Source organism: Bacillus cereus (assembly GCF_015071065.1).
In the GTDB taxonomy this organism is placed as follows: Bacteria; Bacillota; Bacilli; order Bacillales; family Bacillaceae_G; genus Bacillus_A; species Bacillus_A cereus_BA.
On the sequence record NZ_VOVA01000002.1, the window covers coordinates 709,192 to 730,510 of the forward strand.

Sequence of the window (21,319 nt, forward strand, 5' to 3'; positions counted from 1 at the left end):
TAATATGGGGATATGAATAGAATCGAAATTTTTAAAGCTCTTTCAAATGATACACGTTTAAATATTTTGCAATGGTTGAAAGAACCAGAGAAACATTTTGATAAACCATCAGCACATTTATCAAAAAATATTAATGAAAAAGGCGGTGTGTGTGTAGGGGATATTCAAGAAAAAGCTAATCTTTCTCAATCAACCATTTCACAATATCTTTCTATGATGCAAAAAGCCGGTTTATTAGAATCGACAAGGCACGGTCAGTGGACATACTACCGGAGAAACGAAGCTACAATTCGAGAAATTACGGATTTTCTTAAGGATAACCTTTGATGAAAAATAAAAATAAAAATAAACAAAAAAGCACAAGTGAAAATTTGTGTTTTTTTGTTTATTAGTATTGTAAATATGGAGTGAAAGCTCAATTGTTTAATCGTTAGTTATTACTAGAAATATTAGTGTTTATTTATAAAGAGAAAAGTTAGTATGGAATTCTAGATTCAATTCTTCTAAATTATGACTATAATATCTTTTATTATTAAAATTAGTAAAGTCAATTTCGGTGCAATGTTCTAGATTTCTATCTAAAATAATGATAAAGTCTGGTTAGAAAATCTTTGTGAATTAAAGGGAAGAATGAAAATGAAATATTAACAAGAGAAATTCATTTTATAAAGTAGGTGAGAAAATGCTAGGTAAGGCGGATGCTTCAATAAGTAACCATATGTATACAGAAGAAGAGCAACAAAAATTATATAAAAGAACGTTAATAATCGTAAGTATTTCACAAATGTTTGGAGGTGCCGGTTTAGCTGCTGGAATTACAGTAGGTGCACTTCTTGCACAGCAAATGCTTGGGACAGATGCATATGCAGGATTGCCGTCTGCTATGTTTACGTTGGGATCTGCGGTGGCGGCTTTCATAGTAGGAAAGCTTTCGCAACGATATGGACGCCGAGTTGGTCTTGCAACAGGATTCATAGTAGGTGGACTTGGGGCTATTGGAGTTGTATTAGCAGCATTAACAAATAGTATTATTCTTTTACTTATTTCTTTACTTATATATGGTTCAGGTACAGCTACAAATTTACAAGCTCGTTATGCTGGTACCGATTTAGCAGATAAGAAGCAGCGAGCAACTGCTGTTAGTATTACAATGGTAATGACGACTTTTGGTGCGGTAGCGGGGCCGAATTTAGTAGGCGTAATGGGAGATTTTGCCCATTCAATTGGAATTCCTAACCTTGCTGGACCGTTCATCTTATCAGCAGCAGCATTTATACTTGCGGGTCTGGTACTTTTCGTTATGCTTCGTCCAGATCCGTTACTTATTGCTAACATAATAGAAACATATAAACAAGAACATACATATAAAGGGCAACCAGTAACAGAAGAAATGACAGAAAATAAGCGTGGTGTTACTGTTGGAGCAATCGTTATGATACTTACTCAAATAGTGATGGTTGCGATTATGACGATGACTCCAGTTCACATGGGACACCACGGTCATGGATTAAGTGCAGTAGGGCTTGTGATTGGTTTTCATGTAGGTGCAATGTACCTTCCATCTCTCGTTACAGGAATGTTAATTGATAAAGTTGGCCGAACTACGATGAGTATAGCTGGTGGAGTGATTTTACTAGCAGCTGGTGTCATAGCTGCGGTAGCGCCGAGTGATTCTTTACTATTATTAATTGTTGCTCTTTCTTTACTTGGATTAGGATGGAATCTCGGATTGATTAGTGGTACAGCACAAATCGTTGACTCTACAACCCCTTCCACACGTGCAAAAACACAAGGGAAAGTAGATGTATTTATTGCATTGGCAGGAGCTTCTGGTGGAGCAATGTCAGGAATGATGGTAGCTAATTCAAGTTATGCGGCATTATCATTAGCGGGAGGGGCTATAGCCTTATTACTTATTCCTGTTGTGATATGGTCTCGGACAGGTGAAAGAAATTAAATGGAAAAGGTTTTTGATAATTCCTATAAGTTAATTTCATAAAATCAAAAAGAGGTTCTAGTTACTCCCTAGAACCTCTTTTAATACACTCAATTTAAATCCCACTTCACAATAAGACCTAAATGCGTAAGTCCACTACCAAATCCGTACAGTAAAAGTGTATCTCCATTATTTAATTTTCCTTCTTTTCTAGCTAAATCTAAAGCGAGTGGAATGGAGACGGAAGATGTATTCCCCATATATTCCACGCTAGTTAATGTTTTTTGAATAGATATTTCGGATTTCTCACAAATAGATTCAATCATTCGTAAGTTAGCGCTATGTGGTATGAACCAGTCAATATCATCTATTTGCATATTTGCGGTATGTAATAGCTCTTTTATGCCGAGTGGTACAGTTCGTACGGCCCATTTATATACTTCTCTTCCGTTTTGAACGATCTTTTCGTTTGTTTGCAGTGGTGTACCATTCATAGTAGTAGATAAATTTGTTCTGTATAGATGAATGCCGCCTTCACCGTTTGTTCCCATGTGGGTAGCGATAAAACTTGGATTGTTATCGTCTTTTTCTAATAAAATAGCTCCAGCACCATCACCAAACAAAATACAGGTCGTTCTATCTGTGTAGTCTGTTACTTTAGATAATGTTTCTGTCGCTACGACTAATACTTTATTGTGGGTACCAGCAGTTATTAAACTATTACCGACATGTAGTCCGTATGTGAAGCCAGCACAAGTAGCGTTTAAATCAAAAGCAAGTGTATGAGGGATATTGAAGTGTTGTTGTATTTGACAAGAAACGCTAGGAAAGACATAGTCAGCAGTTGTTGTAGCGACGATAATGCAGTCAATATTTTCTAAGTTTTTCTTATACGTTGTACATAAGTTTTCGATTGCTTTAATGGCTAAGTGAGAGGAGTATTCTTCTTCACCAGCGATTCTTCTTTCCTTCATTCCAGTTCTTTGTACAATCCATTCGTCATTCGTATGGACTATCTTTTCTAAATCGTTATTAGACAATATTTGATCTGGAACATAAGTACCAATTGCAGTAATACGAGATTTAGAATTCATAGGAACATCTCCTAACTTATTTTTATAACCTGATGCTAATATCAGGTTATAAAAATGTCAATAAAGACTTTTATTGTATGAAAACGATAATGTTTAATTAACTGTGGAGGAATTTGGCGAGTGGCGTAAAAATAATATACGAGAAGCTTCCAAAATTGAGAATGAAGGGAGTTGAGCTCCTTGAAAAGAATTTTGCACATGTTGCCTGTTGTCATTATTTGTGGCTTTATTCTTATTGTTTTTCCAGGTAAATCTTATGCTTGTGACTGTATGAAAAAATCTCCAGAGGATGCATTTCAAAAAAATGATGTGGTGTTTGAAGGTAAGGTGTTAGAAGTTCAAGAGAAAGATGGAGGCGGAATTAAAATATTATTTGAAGTGAAGAACATTTGGAAAGGGACAAGTTCTTCGCAAATTATTATATATACAAGTGTTAGTAGCTGTGCATTTCCTTTTGCAAAGGGAGGAGAGTACCTAGTCTTTTCTTCTTACAGAGGAGAAGAAAAGTTAGAGACATCTATCTGCAGTGGAACGAAGAGATTAGATGAGGCAGAGGTAGAGAAAACGGCTTTAAGTCATATTGCAAAAGAGTCTGTTCCAACGAAGAAAGTGAGTTTAAAAGGGAATATGGTTAACGGTTTTAGATGGGGACAGCTTGTTATCATTTCTATAGGTGTGTTACTGATAATTGCTATTGCGATTCTTATTGTGAGAAGAACTCGCAAAAAATGACGATTAAAGTAAAAATACAAAGATTTTCTTTCTGTCTCTATAGGTGGTTTCATCTTGTGAAAGCGAATTACTTATGCTACACTTTATGTAACTTAAAATGAACGGAGGGGCTTCCTTTGATCTTAATCAGATTACGTCTCAATACTTTGTGCCAATAATTGAATAGCGCTCAAAGGCTCTGTCTGTGTACAGAGTGAACGGGATTGGTCTGCCTATTTTAAAGGAACCCTTTATTAAGCTTATACGTGAAAAGAGGGAGGGACGAATACGCCCTCTTTTTGTTTTGCCTTTATAAATAGAATGGGGTGATATATAGGTGAACACTTGTTGGCTACTTATACTATCTTGGGACTTTTTGACCATGTTATAGGACGAAAGCACTGCTTTCTTCTATTTCTTTGGTGAACCCTTATCCGTTTACGAAAACACAGGCAGTAACCTGTGTTTTTTATTTTGCGTAATCGAAATGGAGGAATAAATATATGGAAGAATTATTACAAAGAGCAATATTAGTTGGAGTAAATTTAGGTAAAGAAGCTGATTTTGCATATTCTATGGAAGAGTTAGCAAATCTTACGGAAGCTTGTGATGTGGAAGTAATCGGTCAAGTGACGCAAAATTTACAACGAGTAAATCCGTCGCATTATATTGGAAAAGGGAAGATTGAAGAAGTAGCGGCGTATGTGAAAGAAGCAGATGCAAATATGGTCATCTTTAATGATGAATTATCGCCTTCACAAATTCGAAATTTAGAAGAGGATTTAGATTGTAAAGTAATTGATCGTACCATTTTAATTTTAGATATTTTTGCGCAGCGTGCGAAAACGAAAGAAGCGCAGTTGCAAGTAGAAGTGGCTCATCTTCAGTACATGATGCCTCGTTTAATCGGTCTTCGTGAATCTTTAGGAAGACAAAGCGGGGGAGTTGGCACGAAAAATAAAGGTGTCGGTGAGAAGAAACTAGAATTAGATCGTCGTAAAATTGAAGAACAAATTGCAGCTCTAAATAAAGAATTAGAAGCACTTGTTGCACAGCGCCAAACGCAGCGAAAGCAACGCAAGAAAAATGAAGTACCTGTTGTGTCATTAGTTGGATATACAAACGCAGGGAAATCAACAATAATGAATACGATGCTTGAAATTTTTAATGGTACTGTAGAGAAACAAGTATTTGAAAAAGATATGTTATTTGCGACGTTAGAGACGTCTGTACGAAATATTGATTTGCCAGATAATAAATCATTTTTATTAACGGATACAGTTGGATTTGTAAGTAAATTACCGCATCATCTTGTGAAAGCATTCCGTTCAACGTTAGAGGAAGTGGCGGAAGCAGATTTACTCATTCACGTTGTAGATTACTCAAATCCCAATTATGAGCAATTAATTGATATTACAAATGAAACGTTAAAGAAAATTGGCGTGGAAAATATCTCGACGATTTATGCATATAACAAATCAGATATGGTAGATGTTGAAATTCCGAACGTGCAAGAAGATCGCGTTTATCTATCTGCGAAGAAACATGTTGGAATTGAAGAGCTTGTAGAAATGGTTCGCTCACACATTTATAAAGAGTATACGAAGTGTGAAATGTTAATTCCATATGATCAAGGACAGGTAGTTTCGTATTTCAACAATCATGCACACGTTTTATCTACGAGTTATGAAAACGAAGGTACAAAAATGGCACTAGAATGTAAGACGAGTGATTACGAGAAGTATAAGCGCTTTGCTATTTAATAGAAAAGGCGATCCTAATATGTTTTAGGATCGCCTTTTTCTTATTCTGCTTTATAAGCCCACTTATAAGAATAGACTCCTGCAAATGGACGAACAACAACATTTTTTACTGATGGTCGTTCTAAATATACAAGCCCTGATTGGAAAATTGGAGCAATGGCTGCATCGTCTTCAATTAAAATTTTCTCAGCATCTTGGAACGCTTTCCAACGTGCTGGTAAGTCAGTTGCTAAAGTAGAGCTCGTTTTTTCAATTAATTCGTCGTATTGTTTGTTTGAGTAACTCATTTTATTAAAAGGTCCATCTGTGACGAACATATTTAAAAATGTTGTAGGATCAGGATAGTCTGGTCCCCATGTAGAAAGTGAAATTTCAAAGTCACCATTTTCTTCACGGTCTAGAAACGCTTTTACTGGAAGTGGTTGTAACGTAATTTTTAATCCTGGTAAGTTTTTCTCAAGTTCACCCTTTAAAAACTCGCTAATTTTTTTATCGTTAGACTCATCCGTTGTTATGATTGAAAGAGAAGCGTTTTGTAAATTTGTTTCTTTTTTCGCAGTTTCCCATAGTTTTTTTGCTTCTTTCACATTTGTTTCAACTTTTACATTACTTGTACTACGAAAATCTTTATTGTCAGGACCTTTTACGAATCCTTTTGGAACGAAGGCATTCGCAGGTATGGAACCGTTATTTAAAATCGTTGTTGCGATTCCTTGTTTATCAAAGGCAAGAGAAATGGCTTTTCGAGCATTTTTATTTGCTAATAAAGGATTCTTTTGACTAAAACGGAAAAACGTCACAGAAGGGCGTTCCATTTTCTTTAAGCTTGGATCCTTTTGATATTTGTCGACAAACTCAGAATTTATCGTGATACGGTCTACTTGTTTACTTTCGAATAAATTAACAGCTGTTGAAGTATCCTTCACGATATTCACATTAATTTCATTTAATTTCACATTTTTATTATCCCAGTAGTTCGGGTTTTTTGTCATTTTGTAACTTGTATCATGTTTCCATTCACTTAATTGGAATGGTCCGTTATAAACTACATTTGCAGCCTCAAGTCCGTAGTTTTTCCCTTGTGCTTCTACTACTTTTTTGTTTTGAGGATAAAATGTTGCGAATCCCATTAAACCTAAAAAGTATGGAACAGGGTGTTCTAACTGTACTTCAAGCGTTTTATCATCAAGTGCTTTAACACCGAATGAATCGATTGGCAATTCTTTTTTGTTTATTTTTTCAGCGTTTTTAATATCGAACATGATGTGTGCGTATTCAGAAGCAGTTTCTGGATTTACGGCACGTTTCCATGCATATTCAAAATCGTGAGCAGTAACTGGATCACCGTTTGACCATTTTGAATCGTGTAATTTAAATGTGTATGTTTTTCCGTCTTCACTTAGTTTGTATGATTCAGCTGCCCCAGGAACAGGTTTGTTATCCGGTCCAGGCATATATAAGCCTTCCATTACGTTGTTTAATGCAGCATAAGAAAAACCATCGGTTGCGATAGATGAATCGAGTGTAGAAATTTCCCCAGATTCTACAATGTTTAATACTTGTTTTGAAGATTCCTTTTTCTTTTCCCCAGTAGTTGTTGCCTCTTGTTTTTGACCACATGCTGCCAAAAACATAGATAATGTAATTGAGAGTGCAACGATTCCTTTTGTTTTTTTCTTCATAGTTGTCATCCTTCCCTTCATCTCTGATTTAGTATAAAAGAAAATATAGAAAATTTCTATAAATAAATCCGATAAAACATATAGAAAAAATATATTTTATTAGAAGTTGTATTTCTGGATAAAAACACGAAACCAGTATAGAATAGAAATGTTTCAAAAGTCAGAATTTATTACACGTACTGTAATAAATATATATTTTGTACAGGAAGGAGCGATTCATATATGCAGGCAGTTTCACAAAAAAATGCAGCGGAAACACCGACAATATATCGAATATTATTTGCGATTAGTTTCGGACATTTTTTAAATGATTCGATGCAAGCGGTTGTGCCGGCGTTGTTTCCTATTTTGGAAAAAACGATGAATTTATCCTACATGCAAGTAGGGTGGATTGCGTTCGCGTTAAATATGACGTCATCGATTATGCAACCGGTTTTTGGTATGTATTCAGATAAGAAGCCATCACCATTTTTATTACCACTCGGTATGTTTTCGAGCATGCTTGGGATGATTGGGCTCGCGTTTGCCCCGAATTTTATTATTGTTATTATTTCTGTTTTATTTATTGGATTAGGTTCCGCAGTCTTTCATCCAGAAGGTGCCCGAGTTGCTTATATGGCGGCAGGTGCCAAACGTGGTTTAGCACAAGCGATTTATCAAGTGGGAGGAAATACAGGGAATTCGCTAGCACCTATTTTTACAGCGCTCATTTTCGTTCCACTAGGTCAAATTGGTTCTCTAGGTTTTACTGCGTTCGCAGCGGTAGGGATTGTATTGTTAATTTCCGTATCAAATTGGTATAAAAATGAATTAGCGACTGGTGCTGTAAGAAGGAAAAAGAGGGCTGCACTTGAGGCTGAAAATGCGATTGTAAGTACGCACATTAAATTTGTTATTATACTTCTTGTTTTTCTAACATTCGTACGTTCTTGGTACGGTGCTGGTATCGGGAATTTCTATCAATTTTATTTAATAGAGCATTACGGTTTATCTATAAAAAATGCACAGTATTTCGTCTTCGCTTTTATGATTGCGGGTGTATTAGGTACTTTCTTTGGTGGTCCGCTAGCGGATCGATTCGGTAAGAAAAAAATCATTGTCTTTTCGATGCTCGGTTCAGCGCCGCTGGCATTATTGTTACCGCACGTTTCTCTTATGTGGGTTGTACCGTTATTTTTATGCATTGGATTTATTAGCTCTAGTAGTTTTAGTGTAATCGTTGTATACGCACAAGAGCTTGTTCCTGGAAAAGTAGGGATGGTATCAGGATTAATTGTCGGCCTTGCGTTTGGCCTCGGAGCATTAGGTGCTGTAGTCCTTGGGAAATTAGCTGATATGTATAGTCTTCAGTTTATTATGCTATTATGTAGTTGTTTACCATTAATTGGGCTAACTTCATGGTTACTGCCAAATGATAAGAAAACGATAGAATAGGGGATACGCTATGAAAGTATGTGAAAACGTTACAGAATTAATAGGAGATACACCTGTCGTTCGATTATCTAAATTTATTCCAGAAGACGCAGCGGATGTGTATGTAAAACTGGAAATGTTTAATCCATCACGTAGTGTGAAAGATCGTGCTGCCCATAACTTACTTCATATTGCTGAGGAGCATGGTCTCATTAAGCCAGGTGATACAATTATTGAACCGACGAGTGGAAATACAGGAATTGGTTTAGCGATGAATGCAGCTGCTAAAGGATATAAAGCTATTTTAATTATGCCAGACAATATGTCCAAAGAGCGTATTAATTTATTGAAGGCATACGGAGCAGAGGTAGTTTTAACACCGGCAGAACAAAGAATGCCAGGAGCAATTGCGAAGGCGGTAGAGTTACAAAAAGAAATTCCAAATAGTTTTATTCCGCAGCAATTTGAAAACCCAGCAAATCCGGATGTTCATCGTTATACGACTGCACTTGAAATTTATGAACAAATGGATGGAGAGCTTGATGCATTTGTAGCAACTGCTGGAACAGGTGGAACAATTACAGGGACCGGTGAAACTTTAAAAGAGAAACTACCAAACTTATATATTGCAGTAGTAGAACCGAAAGGATCACCAGTGTTATCTGGTGGTATTCCAGGCCCTCATAAACTAGTAGGAACAAGCCCAGGGTTTATTCCAAAAAACTTAAATACAGAAGTGTATAATGAAATTATTCAAATTGCAGATGAAGAGGCATTAACGACAATGAGGAACTTAGCAAGACAAGAAGGATTACTAGTAGGGCCATCTTCAGGCGCTTCTGTTTACGCCGCAATTATGATAGCGAAGCGTTTAGGCGTGGGTAAAAAAGTATTGTGTATTGCACCGGATACAGGGGAACGTTATTTAAGTATGGGGCTATTTGAATAAAAGTGATGAAAACACCTTAATAGTGAAATAGAGCTATTAAGGTGTTTGTTTTAGGTTATTAAGAGGGGAGAAGCACAATGAAACTATTAAAGCCAATACATAAACATAGTGGGGAGATCATGGAGTATCGGGCGGCATTTTTACATGCTGAGGAACAACCACACGGTAGTAGTTCTTTACAAAATTTTGATTCTCTTGATGAATGGTTTGCAAAAGTGAGTATACAAGAAATAGGAGAAAACTTACCACCCAATCGAGTGCCATCTAGTCAATTTGTAAGTTTTGAAAAAGGAGAACTTATAGGTTTTGTGAATATTAGACATCGATTAAATCCAGAATTATTGCTGGAAAGCGGTCATATCGGTTATAGTGTGCATCCTAATAAACGTCGCCAAGGTTACGCTACTAAACAACTTCAACTTTCATTAGCTGAAGCGGAAAAATTAGGTTTGGAGAAAGTGTTAATAACTTGTGACAAAGCAAATATTGGTTCTGCTAAAACAATTCAAAAGGTTGGCGGTGTGTTAGAAAATGAAGTGATTTCTACTCATACTGGTGAAATTATTCAGCGTTATTGGGTAGAAATATGAATTAGTGAGATTTGAAAAGGTGTAAGTTGTAAAGGAATTATAGGATGTGGTATTTAAATATATAAATAAATATGAATGTTACAGCTTTAGGGGGAAATGAAATGGGATTACTAGAGAAAGCAATAGAAATGTCAGAGATTTATAGGCAAAATTCGAAAGTAGAAGCTATTATTTTAGCAGGCTCTGTAGCAAGAAAGTTAGAAGATGAACATTCAGATATTGAATTACATATTTTATGGTCAGCACCGCCAGAGGATGAGGATCGTCAAGGACCTATTAACAATATTGGTGGAACGATTTTGTCATATTATCCTTACGAGGAAGAAGAATGGTCGGAAACATATTTGACGAAAGAAGGAATTAAACTAGAGGTTAGTAATTTTTTAACAGTGACAGTAGAAAAGGTTATTTCAGAAGTTATAGAGCAGTATGATATAAATTATGAGAAACAATGTATTGTATCATCGGTTCATGATGGAGTGAGTTTGTATGGAGAAGTGAAAGTACATGCTCTAAAAGATAGAGTTGAAGTATATCCAGAAGAACTGGCGAAAAGGATGATTTCAGAAAACCTTTGGTTAAGCAATCGTTGGCATAATCGAGAGGCTCTTTTGAAACGAAAAGATTGGCTTATGCTTTATGAGGTTATTTGTGAAGTACAAAGAAATATATTTGGGGTCTTGTTTGGACTGAATCGAATGTATGTGCAGCATCCTGCATTTAAATGGATGCCATATAATGTGGAACGAATGAGTATTAAACCTGAAAATCTATATGAGCGTATGGCGAATACGTTGATAGGGGAACCGGAGTATAGTGTACAGGAGTTAGAAATGTTAATCGAAGAGGTATTACATTTAGTAGAACAATATGCTCCAGAATTAAATATTGCTGAACAACAAAAACGTATTCAATATGCAAAATAAAAAAGAAGAGATGTAACAACGAGTTACATCTCTTCTTTTTTATTTTACTAACTTTCCTAATACAGGCAAACGTTGAATACGATTACCGAGAATATGTGAAGCAAGTCCACTCGTTAATACGAATAAAAGATAAACAAGTCCTCCTGCTGATGCGCATATAAACACAATGACCAGTGATTCTATATAAGATTGGCCAGGAATAATCCAGCTTATAAATGCTCTTAATGCAATTACAACAGCAGACATTGCTGCGGAGTAAAGCGTAATTAGAAATACTGTTTTTGCTGTTTCACCAATTTTGAATTTCGCAAACTTAACGATGCAGTACAGCATAATAATATTTGAAACGAGATATCCAAGAATTGTTCCAAGTACAGCACCATGTCCACCGAATAAATGTAAGAGCGGTGTGTTCACCACAATTTTAACGAGAATACCGACTGAGAATGCAATCATTGTTTTTCTTTGATAATCAATTCCTTGTAATATAGCAGCTGAAACTGTGAAAATCGCACTTAATACAGCAGAAGGTGCAAATGAAATTAAATATTGTGATCCACCAAGTGCAATTTCAGGATTTACATAAACCATGCGGAATGCATCGTAAGCGATACTAGCTAAACCGAATGCTGCTGGGATAGTGAAAAATAACAATACTTGAAATATCTTTGAAATTTGTCCTTGTAATTCATCTAGCTTCCCGCTTGTAAATGATTTCGTTATAGCCGGAATAATTGTTAATGAGAATCCAGTTGCCAGTGAAGCTGGAATCATAATTAACTTTTGTGCATAGTTCGTTATATAAGCGAAAACGGCATTCGCGGTTTCTAAAGGCTCTCCCATTGCTCTAAGGACATCAGCTACGGTATATTGATCTACTAACGTATAGAGCGGGATTGCAATGCCTACAAATACAATTGGAATTGCATAACGTAGTAATTCCATATAAATACTTCTTAACGGAATGTTTGATGCTCTTGTTTTTAGCTCGCCTTCAGGAGGTTTTAATCCATTATATTTTTTCCAGTACATCATTAAAATAGAGACGCTTGCAAGTGCCCCGATAACAGCACCAAATGTAGCAACTGCAACAGAAGAAGCTACTGAACCTCCTAATAGTTTTGAGACGATAAAACTACCAACTAAAATGAAAACGACACGTGCGATTTGTTCTACAACTTGAGATACAGCACTTGGTTTCATATGCTGAAAACCTTGGAAATAACCACGTGTAACACTCATAGCTGGTACGATAATAAGCGCGAAACTTAATGCTCGCATTGTAAGTGTTACGTCGGCAATAAATTTTGGATTCGGTGTTTTAGAACGAATAATAAATTGTGATATGTATGGTGCTCCAATAAATAAAATTAAAAATCCTAAAAAGCCCATAAATAACATCAATTTTACGCTAGAGTTGTATAATTTTTTACTTGTACTATAATCACCGAGCGCATTATGTTTTGCAACAAATTTGGAGACGGCAATAGGAATACCAGCTGTTGAAAAGCTTAATAAAATACCGTACCAAGAGTATGCATATCCGTATAAAGCGACCCCTTGCGTTCCAACTAATAATTGAAAAGGGAAGAAGTATATAAAACCTAAAATTCGTGAAATCATTGTTGCACCACTTAATAAAGCAGTGCCTTTTAAAACTTTTGAAGTAGACAAAATCCTTTCCTCCTACTCGTGCTGTCTTGCATTCATCGTATACTACTATAAACCTGCTAGAGAAGTTAATACAGTATAAACCATAAATGTTCTAATACTATTCATTTAAAAGTCATATTTTGAATTTTTAAATAGAATGTAATACATAAAAATTCAAAATATAAGTTGACACTATTTTTAATGTATGATAAAAATGATAGTAATCAATTCGGAAAATAATATTTGGGCAATGAAAGGGTATAGTAGTGAAAATCTCCCTATTTCAGAGAGCTGATGGTTGGTGTGAATCAGTATATAGATTATTCATGAAGTTCGTCCTGGAGCATCTTTCATAAATTTCACATTGTGAGGAAATGAAAGACGGTAGTTCATACCGTTATCAAATAAAGTGGTGAAGATTTTTTCACAACTAGGGTGGTACCGCGATATATATCGTCCCTACGTATTTTACGTAGGGACGTTTTTTATTTAGGTCCTAACTTTGGTGTGGCTTCATAACTAGGGTGGTACCGCGATATTTTATCGTCCCTACGTATTTACGTAGGGGCGTTTTTTATTTAGGTCTTACTTTTGTTGTATCTTCATAACTAGGGTGGTACCGCGATATTTTTTGTCGTCCCTACGTATTTGCGTAGGGACGTTTTTTATTAGGGAGGAAGTGAGCGTATTAGAAAAAAGATTTGATAGAACAATATAAATACCAAATTGTAATAAAAAAGAAATAGAAGAAGAGAGGAGATTAAGCAATGAATTCACAGCAATGGACATCAAAATTAGGATTCATATTAGCTGCAGCAGGTTCAGCGATTGGTCTTGGGGCGATTTGGAAATTCCCATATATGGCCGGTATCGGAGGAGGCGGAGCATTCTTCCTTATTTTCATCGGTTTCACATTATTAATTGGTTTACCGCTATTATTGGCTGAATTCGTTATTGGAAGAAGTACACAAAAAGAGGCTGTTGATGCGTATAGAGAGATTGCTCCTAAAACGTTATGGCCGTGGTTAGGTAAGTTGGGGATTGTAACATGTTTCATATTACTTTCTTTCTACAGTGTTGTAGGAGGTTGGATTATATTATATTTATGGAATGCAATTACAGGTAGACTTTGGGAAGGAAATGGGGCATATGAAGCTACTTTTGGTGAAATCATTTCCAATCCATATTTAGCAGTTGGATCACAGCTATTATTCATCCTTATTACTATCTTTATCGTAAGTAAAGGTGTACAAAATGGTGTTGAAAAAGTAAATAAATATTTCATGCCAGCACTATTCGTTTTATTCTTTGTATTAATTGTTCGCGCACTTACATTAGACGGTGCTGGAGAAGGAGTTCGCTTCTTCTTGCAACCTGATTTCTCAAACGTAACGTCAGAAATTATTTTATATGCAATGGGGCAATCATTCTTCTCGCTATCTGTCGGTGTAGCCGTTATGGTAACGTATAGCTCATACTTACCGAAAGAAGAAAGTTTACCGCGTTCAGCATTTTCTATTGTGGCTTTAACGCTTGTTATTACATTACTTGCAGGACTTGCAATTTTCCCAGTTGTGTTCGCATTTGGCATGGAGCCATCTCAAGGACCAGGGCTATTATTTATTGTATTGCCAGCTATTTTTAGCAAAATGGCGTTCGGAAAATTCTTCTTCATCGTTTTCTTATTACTATTCTTCTTTGCGACTGTCACATCAGCGATTTCTATGTTAGAAATTAGCGTTGCGTCTTTAACAACAAAAGGTAAAAGTAAAGGGAAACGTGAAAAAATGGCTTTAATTGTTGGTTTGTTAATCTTCGTAGTTGGGGTTCCATCGGCATTATCATTCGGTTTGTTAAGCGATGTGAAACCATTTGGGAAAACAATTTTTGATTTAGCAGACTATGCGGTTAGTAACATACTAATGCCTCTTGGTGTTTTATTAGTTTCCATCTTTGTTCCGTTGAAAATGAAGAAAGATGTATTAATGAAAGAGCTTGGTGTAAGTAAAAATAAAGGTTATAAACTATTCGTATTATGGTTATTCTTACTTCGATATATTGCACCAATTGCGATTATTATCGTATTCCTAAATGTGCTTGGAATTATATAAAAAGAAAGGGAGCGTATCGTGGTATGATACGCTCTCTTTTTAGATAAAGAGTCTAAAATACCTTCAATGGTTTGCAGATTTTCAGTAGATTCATCGTACATAGAGTGCAATGGAATGATAGAACCTGGTTTTACGTTTTGATTCACATAGTCAATTTTGTCAGTTGCAGATTTATAAAAAGTATTATATCAAACTGCGTAACTTGTTGCTTCAAAAAGTATGAAGATGCAAGGAGGAGGGATTTGTCATATAATAAAATGAAAAAGGTATATTAGGAGGTGTTTATATGGCGATTACAATTCAATTGCCAGACACTGCAACGTCTCATGCAAAGCCAAGTATGGAAATGGCGATACTTTGCGTGAGGTAGACAAGTAATATACAATCAATCGCCAAAATGAGCTCGTATCATTTTTTATATTTGGCTTTGCACCTTATTGAAATGAACCATAAAAAATAAGGGGCGAGCAGAAATGAAATACGTAAAAGCTGCGACTGTTTTACCTGAAAGTTTAATTGCTGAAATTCAAAAGTATATACAAGGTGAAACAATTTACATTCCAAAGCAAGAAACAGAACATTATAAATGGGGTACACGATCTGGCGGAAGAAAACAACTGGATGAAAGAAATAAAGCAATTAAAGAAGCATTTAAAAGCGGGATTGCTATTCATCAACTTGCAGAAGAATATTTTCTTTCCGGAGAAACGATTAAAAAGATTGTGTATTCTAAATGAAAATAAAAGAGTCTGGTTCAAATGTTATTTTGAACCAGGCTCTTTTTACTTTGTACTTATAGGATATATTGGGTATGAATGGGTATGATAATAGCAAAAATGTGATACATAGTATTCATGTGTTTATGCAATGTTCATTTCTAAATTATCTTTTACATATCAAAAAACTTAATCATTGTATACAATAAAACTAATTCAACAATTTGTATGGAGTGATAAAGATGGAAGCGTTTATTAGAAGTGATCAATATAATTTTATAAAATCACAAGCTTATATTTTAGCAAATGGGCATGCAACGGCAAATGATAGAGGCGTAATTCAAGCGTTAAAATCACTTGCAATTGAAAAGATAATACATGTATTTGAGAATTTAACAGATGAACAGAAAGAGTTAATTGATACGGTATTAACAGTTGAAAATAGAGAAGATGCAGATTCGTTTTTACTGAAAATAAATCCGTATATAATACCGTTTCAGGAAGTTACAGCACAAACGTTAAAAAAATTATTTCCTAAGGCGAAAAAATTAAAACTTCCTGATATGGAAGAAATTAATATGAAAGAAACGTCTTATTTAAGCTGGATTGATAAAGGAACAAGCAGGAAATTTATAATTGCAAAAAATAATAATAAGTTCGTTGGTCTACAAGGAACGTTCCAAAGCATAAATAAAAAAAGTATTTGTTCATTATGTCATGGGCATGAAGAAGTAGGGATGTTTTTAGTTGAAATAAAAGGAAAGATCCCAGGAACGTTTGTTAAAAAGGGGAATTATATTTGCAAAGATGGTGTTGCTTGTAACCATAACATGAAATCGCTTGATAAATTACAGGATTTTATTGAGAGATTGAAGAAATAAATAGAAGACCTCTAGTACTGGAACTGGAGGTTTTTATTTTTTGAAGAAGTAGTAATAGGTTTCCTTTGTAGATGTAGATTAAAAATAAAGTTTGATAAAAATATCTATTTCGATACAGTTGCTTATTTTTAAGGAGGTAAAACATGGATTACATGTCACCGAAAGAAGAGGTGTTAAAGGTGAAACGGTGGCCTAAAGATACGATAGCGGCGGGGCGTAGTCATACCGTTGGTCTTAAATCGGATGGCACGGCGGTAGCAGTGGGGCGAAATAAAGAAGGTGAATGCACTGTAAGCGGCTGGCGTGATATTGAAGCGGTCGCGGTGGGGAATGTTCATATGGCGACGAACACAGGTAATGCTCATACAATCGGTTTTACAACTGACAGTACTGTGGTAGCTGTGGGTTGGAATAAGCATAACCAATGCGATGTAAACGACTGGAATAATATTGTCGCAGTCGCGGCGGGCTGGCGGCGTACCATTGGTCTTAAATCGGATGGCACGGTGGTAGCAGTGGGGCGAAATAAAGAAGGTGAATGTAATGTAAGCGGTTGGCATGATATTGTGGCGGTGGCGGCGGGTGACTGGCATACAATTGGTCTTACATTGGACGGCACTGTGACGACTGTGGGTAATAATCGATATGACCAATGCAATGTAAGTGGCTGGAGGAATATTGTGGCAATAGCGGCGGGTTATCTTCATACCGTTGGTCTTAAATCTGACGGCATGGTGACGGCTGTGGGTAATAATAAACATGGTCAATGCGATGTAAGCAGCTGGAGGGATATTGTGGCGATAGCGGCAGGGAGTAATCATACAATTGGTCTTAAATCTGACGGCATGGTGACGGCTGTGGGTAATAATAAACATGGTCAATGTGATGTAAGTGATTGGCACGATATTGTAGCGATAGCGGCGGGTTGTACCCATACCGTTGGTCTTAAATCTGACGGCACGGTGGTAGCGGTAGGTGATAATGAATACGGCCAATGCGATGTAGGTAGCTGGCGCAGCATCCGACTGCCCAGCAATTAGTTTTTAATAACAACAAGCCAGAGAATCACTGAACGAGCTAATGGGTATTGTTTTAGAAATCAGTTTATTCAATTAAGTGGTGCTTTAATTGAGAAAGGAACATAAAAATTATCAAACCTTTTCCAAAGATAAAAACGCATCGTACTTTGAAAAGAAAACACGATGCGTTTTTATTATTTTTTCTGCCAATTTTCGTTAATAAAATCTTCACGACCAGATTCTTTTTGCTCGGTAGCATATTTCTCTGGATTCTTTTTATAGAAATGTTGGTGGTATTCCTCTGCTTCATAAAAAGGTGCAGCTGGGCGAATTTCAGTCACGATAGGAGCTTTAAACATACCGCTTTCTGCTAGAGTTTGCTTCGATACTTCTGCAAGCTCTTTTTGCGTTTCAGTATGATAAAAAATTGCTGTGCGGTAAGAGGGACCACGATCGAAAAATTGTCCGCCATCATCAGTTGGATCAATTTGTGGCCAATATAAATCTAGTAATTTTTGATAAGGAAAAATAGAAGGATCGAATGTAATTTGTACAACTTCTAAATGTCCAGATGTTCCAGCCTTTACTTGTTCGTATGTTGGGTTTTCTACATGACCACCTGCATAGCCGGAAAGTACTTTTTGAATACCAGGGAGTTCATCAAATGGTTTTACCATGCACCAAAAGCAGCCACCAGCGAAGGTTGCGAGTTCGTATGTTTTTTCAGACATTGCTGTAATCCTCCTAAATATATATGTTTTATACAGTATTATATAAATTGTTTTATTGCGCAATAAAAAAGATTTGAAAATATATGTTTTTTTATAAACAAGATCCTCCGCTAACATCAATCAATTGCCCAGTAACCCAGCGACTATCAGGGGAAGCGAGAAACGCAGCAGTATCGGCAATGTCTTCTACTTCACCTAATCGATTGAAAGCTGAAATGTTAGTAGCATATTGTTTCATCATTGGATCGCTCAAGAGTTCCGCGTTCATATCTGTTTTGATAAAGCCTGGAAGTATTGCATTTACCGTTATTCCTCGTGCTCCAAGCTGTTTTGCAAGCGTGAAAGTCATTGTGTTAATTGCACCTTTCGTCATACTATATGCAACGAAATCAGGTAAAGAAATGCGAGTTGCGGCTGATGAGATATTAACAATCCGACTATTGTCACGTAAACGTGGTAGAGCTTGTTGAATGATAAAGAATGGTGCTTTTGCATTTACGGAAACAATTCTATCAAAAAATTGTTCAGTCGTTTCTTCAATAAAAGCACCAGGACCAATTCCAGCATTGTTTATTAAAATATCAAATTGTGATCCGCCAGTTCTTTTTTGTAATTCGTTATCCAAAGAACTATAAAGGTTTTCTACACCGTGTAAAGATTCAAGATTTGCACCGATAGAAAAAGCTGATCCGCCATTTGATTGAATTTCATGAACAGTTTCTTCAGCATCCTCTTTTCGGTTACCATAATGAACAGCAACTAATGCACCGTCGTTTGCTAAACGCTTTGCGATAGCACGTCCAATTCCTCGGCTTGCTCCAGTAACTAATGCTATTTTACCTTTTAACATAGTTCTCTCATCTCCTCATAAATTTTTTATATGTTTTTAAGTTGTTTTTTTATGTGGAAAAGCAAACATACTTAAGCAATATATGAGTACGTGTAAGAGGTTCATTCCAATTTTGTTTTGAGAAAAAATAAATAACTGTTTAGTATGTGAATTGAGATTAAAAAATAAATTTTCAAAAAATATATTGACAATGAAAAGAACAAAGTCCTATAATACGTTTAATAAATAAAAGTTAATTAAGAATCTTCTGACTTTATATTTTGTATATGCAAAGAAGAGGAAAGTAGATGATTATGATTGTTTCAGAGAGCTACTCCAAGGCTGTGAGAGTAGTAACCATCGAATCATTGAATATCACCTCGGAGCATCGCTTGCGAAAGGGAAACTGAGTAGAGGGCGGCGGCATCGTCTCCGGTAAAAGGACGGGGGTCTGGTTGGACCTACAGAGCTTATATTTCGTGAGAAGTGTAAGGAAGCTGAGTGGTAACGCGAAACTCTCGCCTCAGCAATCAAAGCTACTATTAAGTAGTAGTTGATTGCTGAGGTGAGAGTTTTTATTTTAAAAAGTAGATTATGTAAGAGAAAAAATGTGTAAGAAGGGATTTGACAAGATGAGAAGTGACATGATTAAAAAAGGTTTTGATAAAGCTCCGCATCGTAGTTTATTAAAAGCAACTGGTTTAAAAGATGAAGATTTTGATAAGCCGTTCATAGCAATTTGTAATTCTTTTATTGAAATTATTCCAGGTCATAAGCACTTAAATGAGTTTGGGAAACTTGTTAAAGAAGCAGTACGTGCAGCAGGCATGGTTCCATTTGAATTTAATACAATTGGAGTAGATGACGGTATTGCGATGGGCCATATCGGTATGCGTTATTCGCTTCCGAGTCGTGAAATTATTGCAGATTCAGTAGAAACAGTTGTAAATGCGCATTGGTTTGATGGAATGATTTGTATTCCAAACTGCGACAAAATTACGCCAGGTATGATGATGGCTGCACTTCGTGTAAACATTCCAACTGTTTTTGTTTCAGGTGGACCGATGGCAGCGGGGAAAACATCTAAAGGGGAAGTTGTCGATTTAAGTTCTGTTTTTGAAGGGGTAGGAGCCTACCAATCTGGAAAAATTTCAGAAGAAGAATTAAAGGATATTGAAGATCATGGCTGTCCATCTTGTGGTTCTTGTTCCGGTATGTTTACAGCGAACTCTATGAACTGTTTATGTGAAGTGTTAGGTTTAGCTCTTCCTGGTAACGGGAGTATTTTAGCAATTGATCCAAGACGTGAGGAGTTAATTAAACAAGCAGCAGAAAAATTAAAAATTTTAATTGAAAGAGATATTAAACCACGCGACATTGTAACAGAAGAAGCAATTGATGATGCGTTTGCACTTGATATGGCGATGGGTGGATCAACGAATACAGTATTACACACGTTAGCACTCGCACAAGAGGCGGGATTAGATTACGATATGAATCGCATTGATGCAGTTTCAAGGCGTGTACCGCATTTATGTAAAGTAAGTCCAGCTTCTAATTGGCATATGGAAGATATCGATCGAGCAGGCGGGATTAGTGCAATTTTGAAAGAGATGAGCCGAAAAGAAGGGGTACTTCACCTTGATCGTATAACCGCTACTGGGCAAACGTTACGAGAAAATATCGCTCATGCAGAGATTCAAGATAAGGAAGTGATTCATTCTCTCGAAAATCCTCATAGTGAAGAAGGGGGATTACGTATATTAAAAGGAAACCTTGCGAAAGACGGAGCGGTTATTAAAAGCGGAGCAACAGAGGTAAAACGATTTGAAGGACCTTGTGTTATTTTTAATTCACAAGATGAGGCACTTGCCGGCATTATGCTTGGGAAAGTTAAGAAAGGAGATGTAGTTGTTATTCGTTACGAAGGACCAAGAGGCGGACCTGGTATGCCGGAAATGTTAGCACCAACTTCAGCAATTGCTGGTATGGGATTAGGGGCTGATGTTGCACTTTTAACTGATGGTCGCTTCTCTGGTGCTTCACGTGGTATTTCAGTAGGGCACATTTCACCAGAAGCAGCTGCTGGCGGAACGATTGCACTTCTTAAACAAGGGGATATTGTATGTATTGATGTTGAGGAACGCTTGTTAGAAGTGAGGGTTAGCGATGAGGAATTAGAGAAGCGTAAAAAAGAATGGAAAAGACCAGAACCAAAAGTGAAAACTGGCTGGCTTGGACGCTATGCACAAATGGTAACATCAGCGAATACAGGTGCAGTACTGAAAATCCCGAATTTCGATTGAGCCAATATA

At 36.4% G+C, this 21,319-nt stretch carries 18 protein-coding genes, 1 pseudogene and 2 other annotated features; of the genes and pseudogenes, 13 read left to right on the forward strand and 6 right to left on the reverse strand.

Annotated elements, in window-relative coordinates:
* Positions 1-12: 12 nt before the first annotated feature.
* Positions 13-327 carry an ArsR/SmtB family transcription factor gene (locus tag FT637_RS09735; RefSeq protein ID WP_193646074.1) on the forward strand — a complete coding sequence of 105 codons (315 nt, stop codon included), beginning with the start codon at positions 13-15 and terminating at the stop codon, positions 325-327.
* Positions 328-682: 355 nt separating this feature from the next.
* The gene (locus FT637_RS09740) at positions 683-1,957 is read left to right on the forward strand and encodes an MFS transporter (RefSeq protein ID WP_193646075.1); all 1,275 of its coding nucleotides are present in this window, start codon (positions 683-685) and stop codon (positions 1,955-1,957) included.
* Between the two features lie 89 nt (positions 1,958-2,046).
* On the opposite strand, the gene FT637_RS09745 is transcribed toward FT637_RS09740, so the two are convergent.
* Positions 2,047-3,030, reverse strand: a complete 984-nt coding sequence (locus FT637_RS09745) for a ketoacyl-ACP synthase III (protein WP_193646076.1) — start codon at positions 3,028-3,030, stop codon at positions 2,047-2,049.
* A 180-nt stretch (positions 3,031-3,210) separates the two neighbouring features.
* Here FT637_RS09745 and FT637_RS09750 point away from each other — a divergent pair, with 180 nt between their 5' ends.
* The gene (locus FT637_RS09750; protein ID WP_193646077.1) at positions 3,211-3,762 is read left to right on the forward strand and encodes a cobalamin biosynthesis protein CbiN; all 552 of its coding nucleotides are present in this window, start codon (positions 3,211-3,213) and stop codon (positions 3,760-3,762) included.
* Between the two features lie 482 nt (positions 3,763-4,244).
* Positions 4,245-5,504, forward strand: coding sequence for a GTPase HflX (hflX, locus tag FT637_RS09755; RefSeq protein WP_193646078.1), 1,260 nt, complete (start codon positions 4,245-4,247; stop codon positions 5,502-5,504).
* Positions 5,505-5,545: 41 nt separating this feature from the next.
* Here the strand turns inward: hflX and FT637_RS09760 are convergent, their stop codons facing one another.
* Entirely contained in the window at positions 5,546-7,186 is a 1,641-nt protein-coding gene (locus FT637_RS09760; RefSeq protein WP_193646079.1) for a peptide ABC transporter substrate-binding protein, read from the reverse strand.
* Between the two features lie 222 nt (positions 7,187-7,408).
* On the opposite strand from FT637_RS09760, the gene FT637_RS09765 reads away from it, so the two are divergent.
* The 4 genes from FT637_RS09765 (at position 7,409) to FT637_RS09780 (ending at position 11,064) form a co-directional block, all read left to right on the forward strand.
* The gene (locus FT637_RS09765) at positions 7,409-8,620 is read left to right on the forward strand and encodes an MFS transporter (protein WP_193646080.1); all 1,212 of its coding nucleotides are present in this window, start codon (positions 7,409-7,411) and stop codon (positions 8,618-8,620) included.
* Between the two features lie 10 nt (positions 8,621-8,630).
* Positions 8,631-9,548, forward strand: a complete 918-nt coding sequence (gene cysK / locus FT637_RS09770; RefSeq protein WP_193646081.1) for a cysteine synthase A — start codon at positions 8,631-8,633, stop codon at positions 9,546-9,548.
* 77 nt (positions 9,549-9,625) lie between these two features.
* Entirely contained in the window at positions 9,626-10,138 is a 513-nt protein-coding gene (locus FT637_RS09775) for a GNAT family N-acetyltransferase (RefSeq protein WP_193646082.1), read from the forward strand.
* 101 nt (positions 10,139-10,239) lie between these two features.
* Positions 10,240-11,064, forward strand: coding sequence for a DUF4037 domain-containing protein (locus FT637_RS09780; RefSeq protein WP_193646083.1), 825 nt, complete (start codon positions 10,240-10,242; stop codon positions 11,062-11,064).
* A 39-nt stretch (positions 11,065-11,103) separates the two neighbouring features.
* Here FT637_RS09780 and FT637_RS09785 read toward each other — a convergent pair whose 3' ends face one another.
* A complete protein-coding gene (locus FT637_RS09785) occupies positions 11,104-12,738 on the reverse strand; it encodes an oligosaccharide flippase family protein (protein WP_193646084.1) in 1,635 nt (544 codons plus the stop codon).
* Between the two features lie 220 nt (positions 12,739-12,958).
* Positions 12,959-13,181: a binding site (T-box leader), on the forward strand.
* Between the two features lie 303 nt (positions 13,182-13,484).
* On the opposite strand from FT637_RS09785, the gene FT637_RS09790 reads away from it, so the two are divergent.
* Complete coding sequence (locus FT637_RS09790) at positions 13,485-14,828, forward strand: sodium-dependent transporter (RefSeq protein WP_193646085.1); 1,344 nt, start codon at positions 13,485-13,487, stop codon at positions 14,826-14,828.
* A gap of 5 nt (positions 14,829-14,833) precedes the next feature.
* Here FT637_RS09790 and FT637_RS09795 read toward each other — a convergent pair.
* A pseudogene (locus FT637_RS09795) lies at positions 14,834-15,013 on the reverse strand (polysaccharide deacetylase); the annotation flags it as partial.
* A 288-nt stretch (positions 15,014-15,301) separates the two neighbouring features.
* Here FT637_RS09795 and FT637_RS09800 point away from each other — a divergent pair.
* The 3 genes from FT637_RS09800 (at position 15,302) to FT637_RS09810 (ending at position 17,465) form a co-directional block, all read left to right on the forward strand.
* Complete coding sequence (locus tag FT637_RS09800; RefSeq protein ID WP_193646086.1) at positions 15,302-15,565, forward strand: CD3324 family protein; 264 nt, start codon at positions 15,302-15,304, stop codon at positions 15,563-15,565.
* 221 nt (positions 15,566-15,786) lie between these two features.
* Complete coding sequence (locus FT637_RS09805) at positions 15,787-16,425, forward strand: FusB/FusC family EF-G-binding protein (protein WP_193646087.1); 639 nt, start codon at positions 15,787-15,789, stop codon at positions 16,423-16,425.
* 143 nt (positions 16,426-16,568) lie between these two features.
* Entirely contained in the window at positions 16,569-17,465 is an 897-nt protein-coding gene (locus FT637_RS09810) for an RCC1 domain-containing protein (protein ID WP_193646088.1), read from the forward strand.
* Between the two features lie 173 nt (positions 17,466-17,638).
* Here the strand turns inward: FT637_RS09810 and msrA are convergent, their stop codons facing one another.
* Positions 17,639-18,175 carry a peptide-methionine (S)-S-oxide reductase MsrA gene (gene msrA / locus FT637_RS09815; protein ID WP_193646089.1) on the reverse strand — a complete coding sequence of 179 codons (537 nt, stop codon included), beginning with the start codon at positions 18,173-18,175 and terminating at the stop codon, positions 17,639-17,641.
* Between the two features lie 91 nt (positions 18,176-18,266).
* Positions 18,267-19,025 (reverse strand): SDR family oxidoreductase, encoded by a 759-nt coding sequence (locus FT637_RS09820; protein WP_193646090.1) that lies wholly within the window; start codon positions 19,023-19,025, stop codon positions 18,267-18,269.
* Between the two features lie 262 nt (positions 19,026-19,287).
* Positions 19,288-19,533: a binding site (T-box leader), on the forward strand.
* Between the two features lie 103 nt (positions 19,534-19,636).
* On the opposite strand from FT637_RS09820, the gene ilvD reads away from it, so the two are divergent.
* The gene (gene ilvD / locus FT637_RS09825) at positions 19,637-21,310 is read left to right on the forward strand and encodes a dihydroxy-acid dehydratase (RefSeq protein ID WP_193646091.1); all 1,674 of its coding nucleotides are present in this window, start codon (positions 19,637-19,639) and stop codon (positions 21,308-21,310) included.
* Positions 21,311-21,319 lie beyond the last annotated feature (9 nt).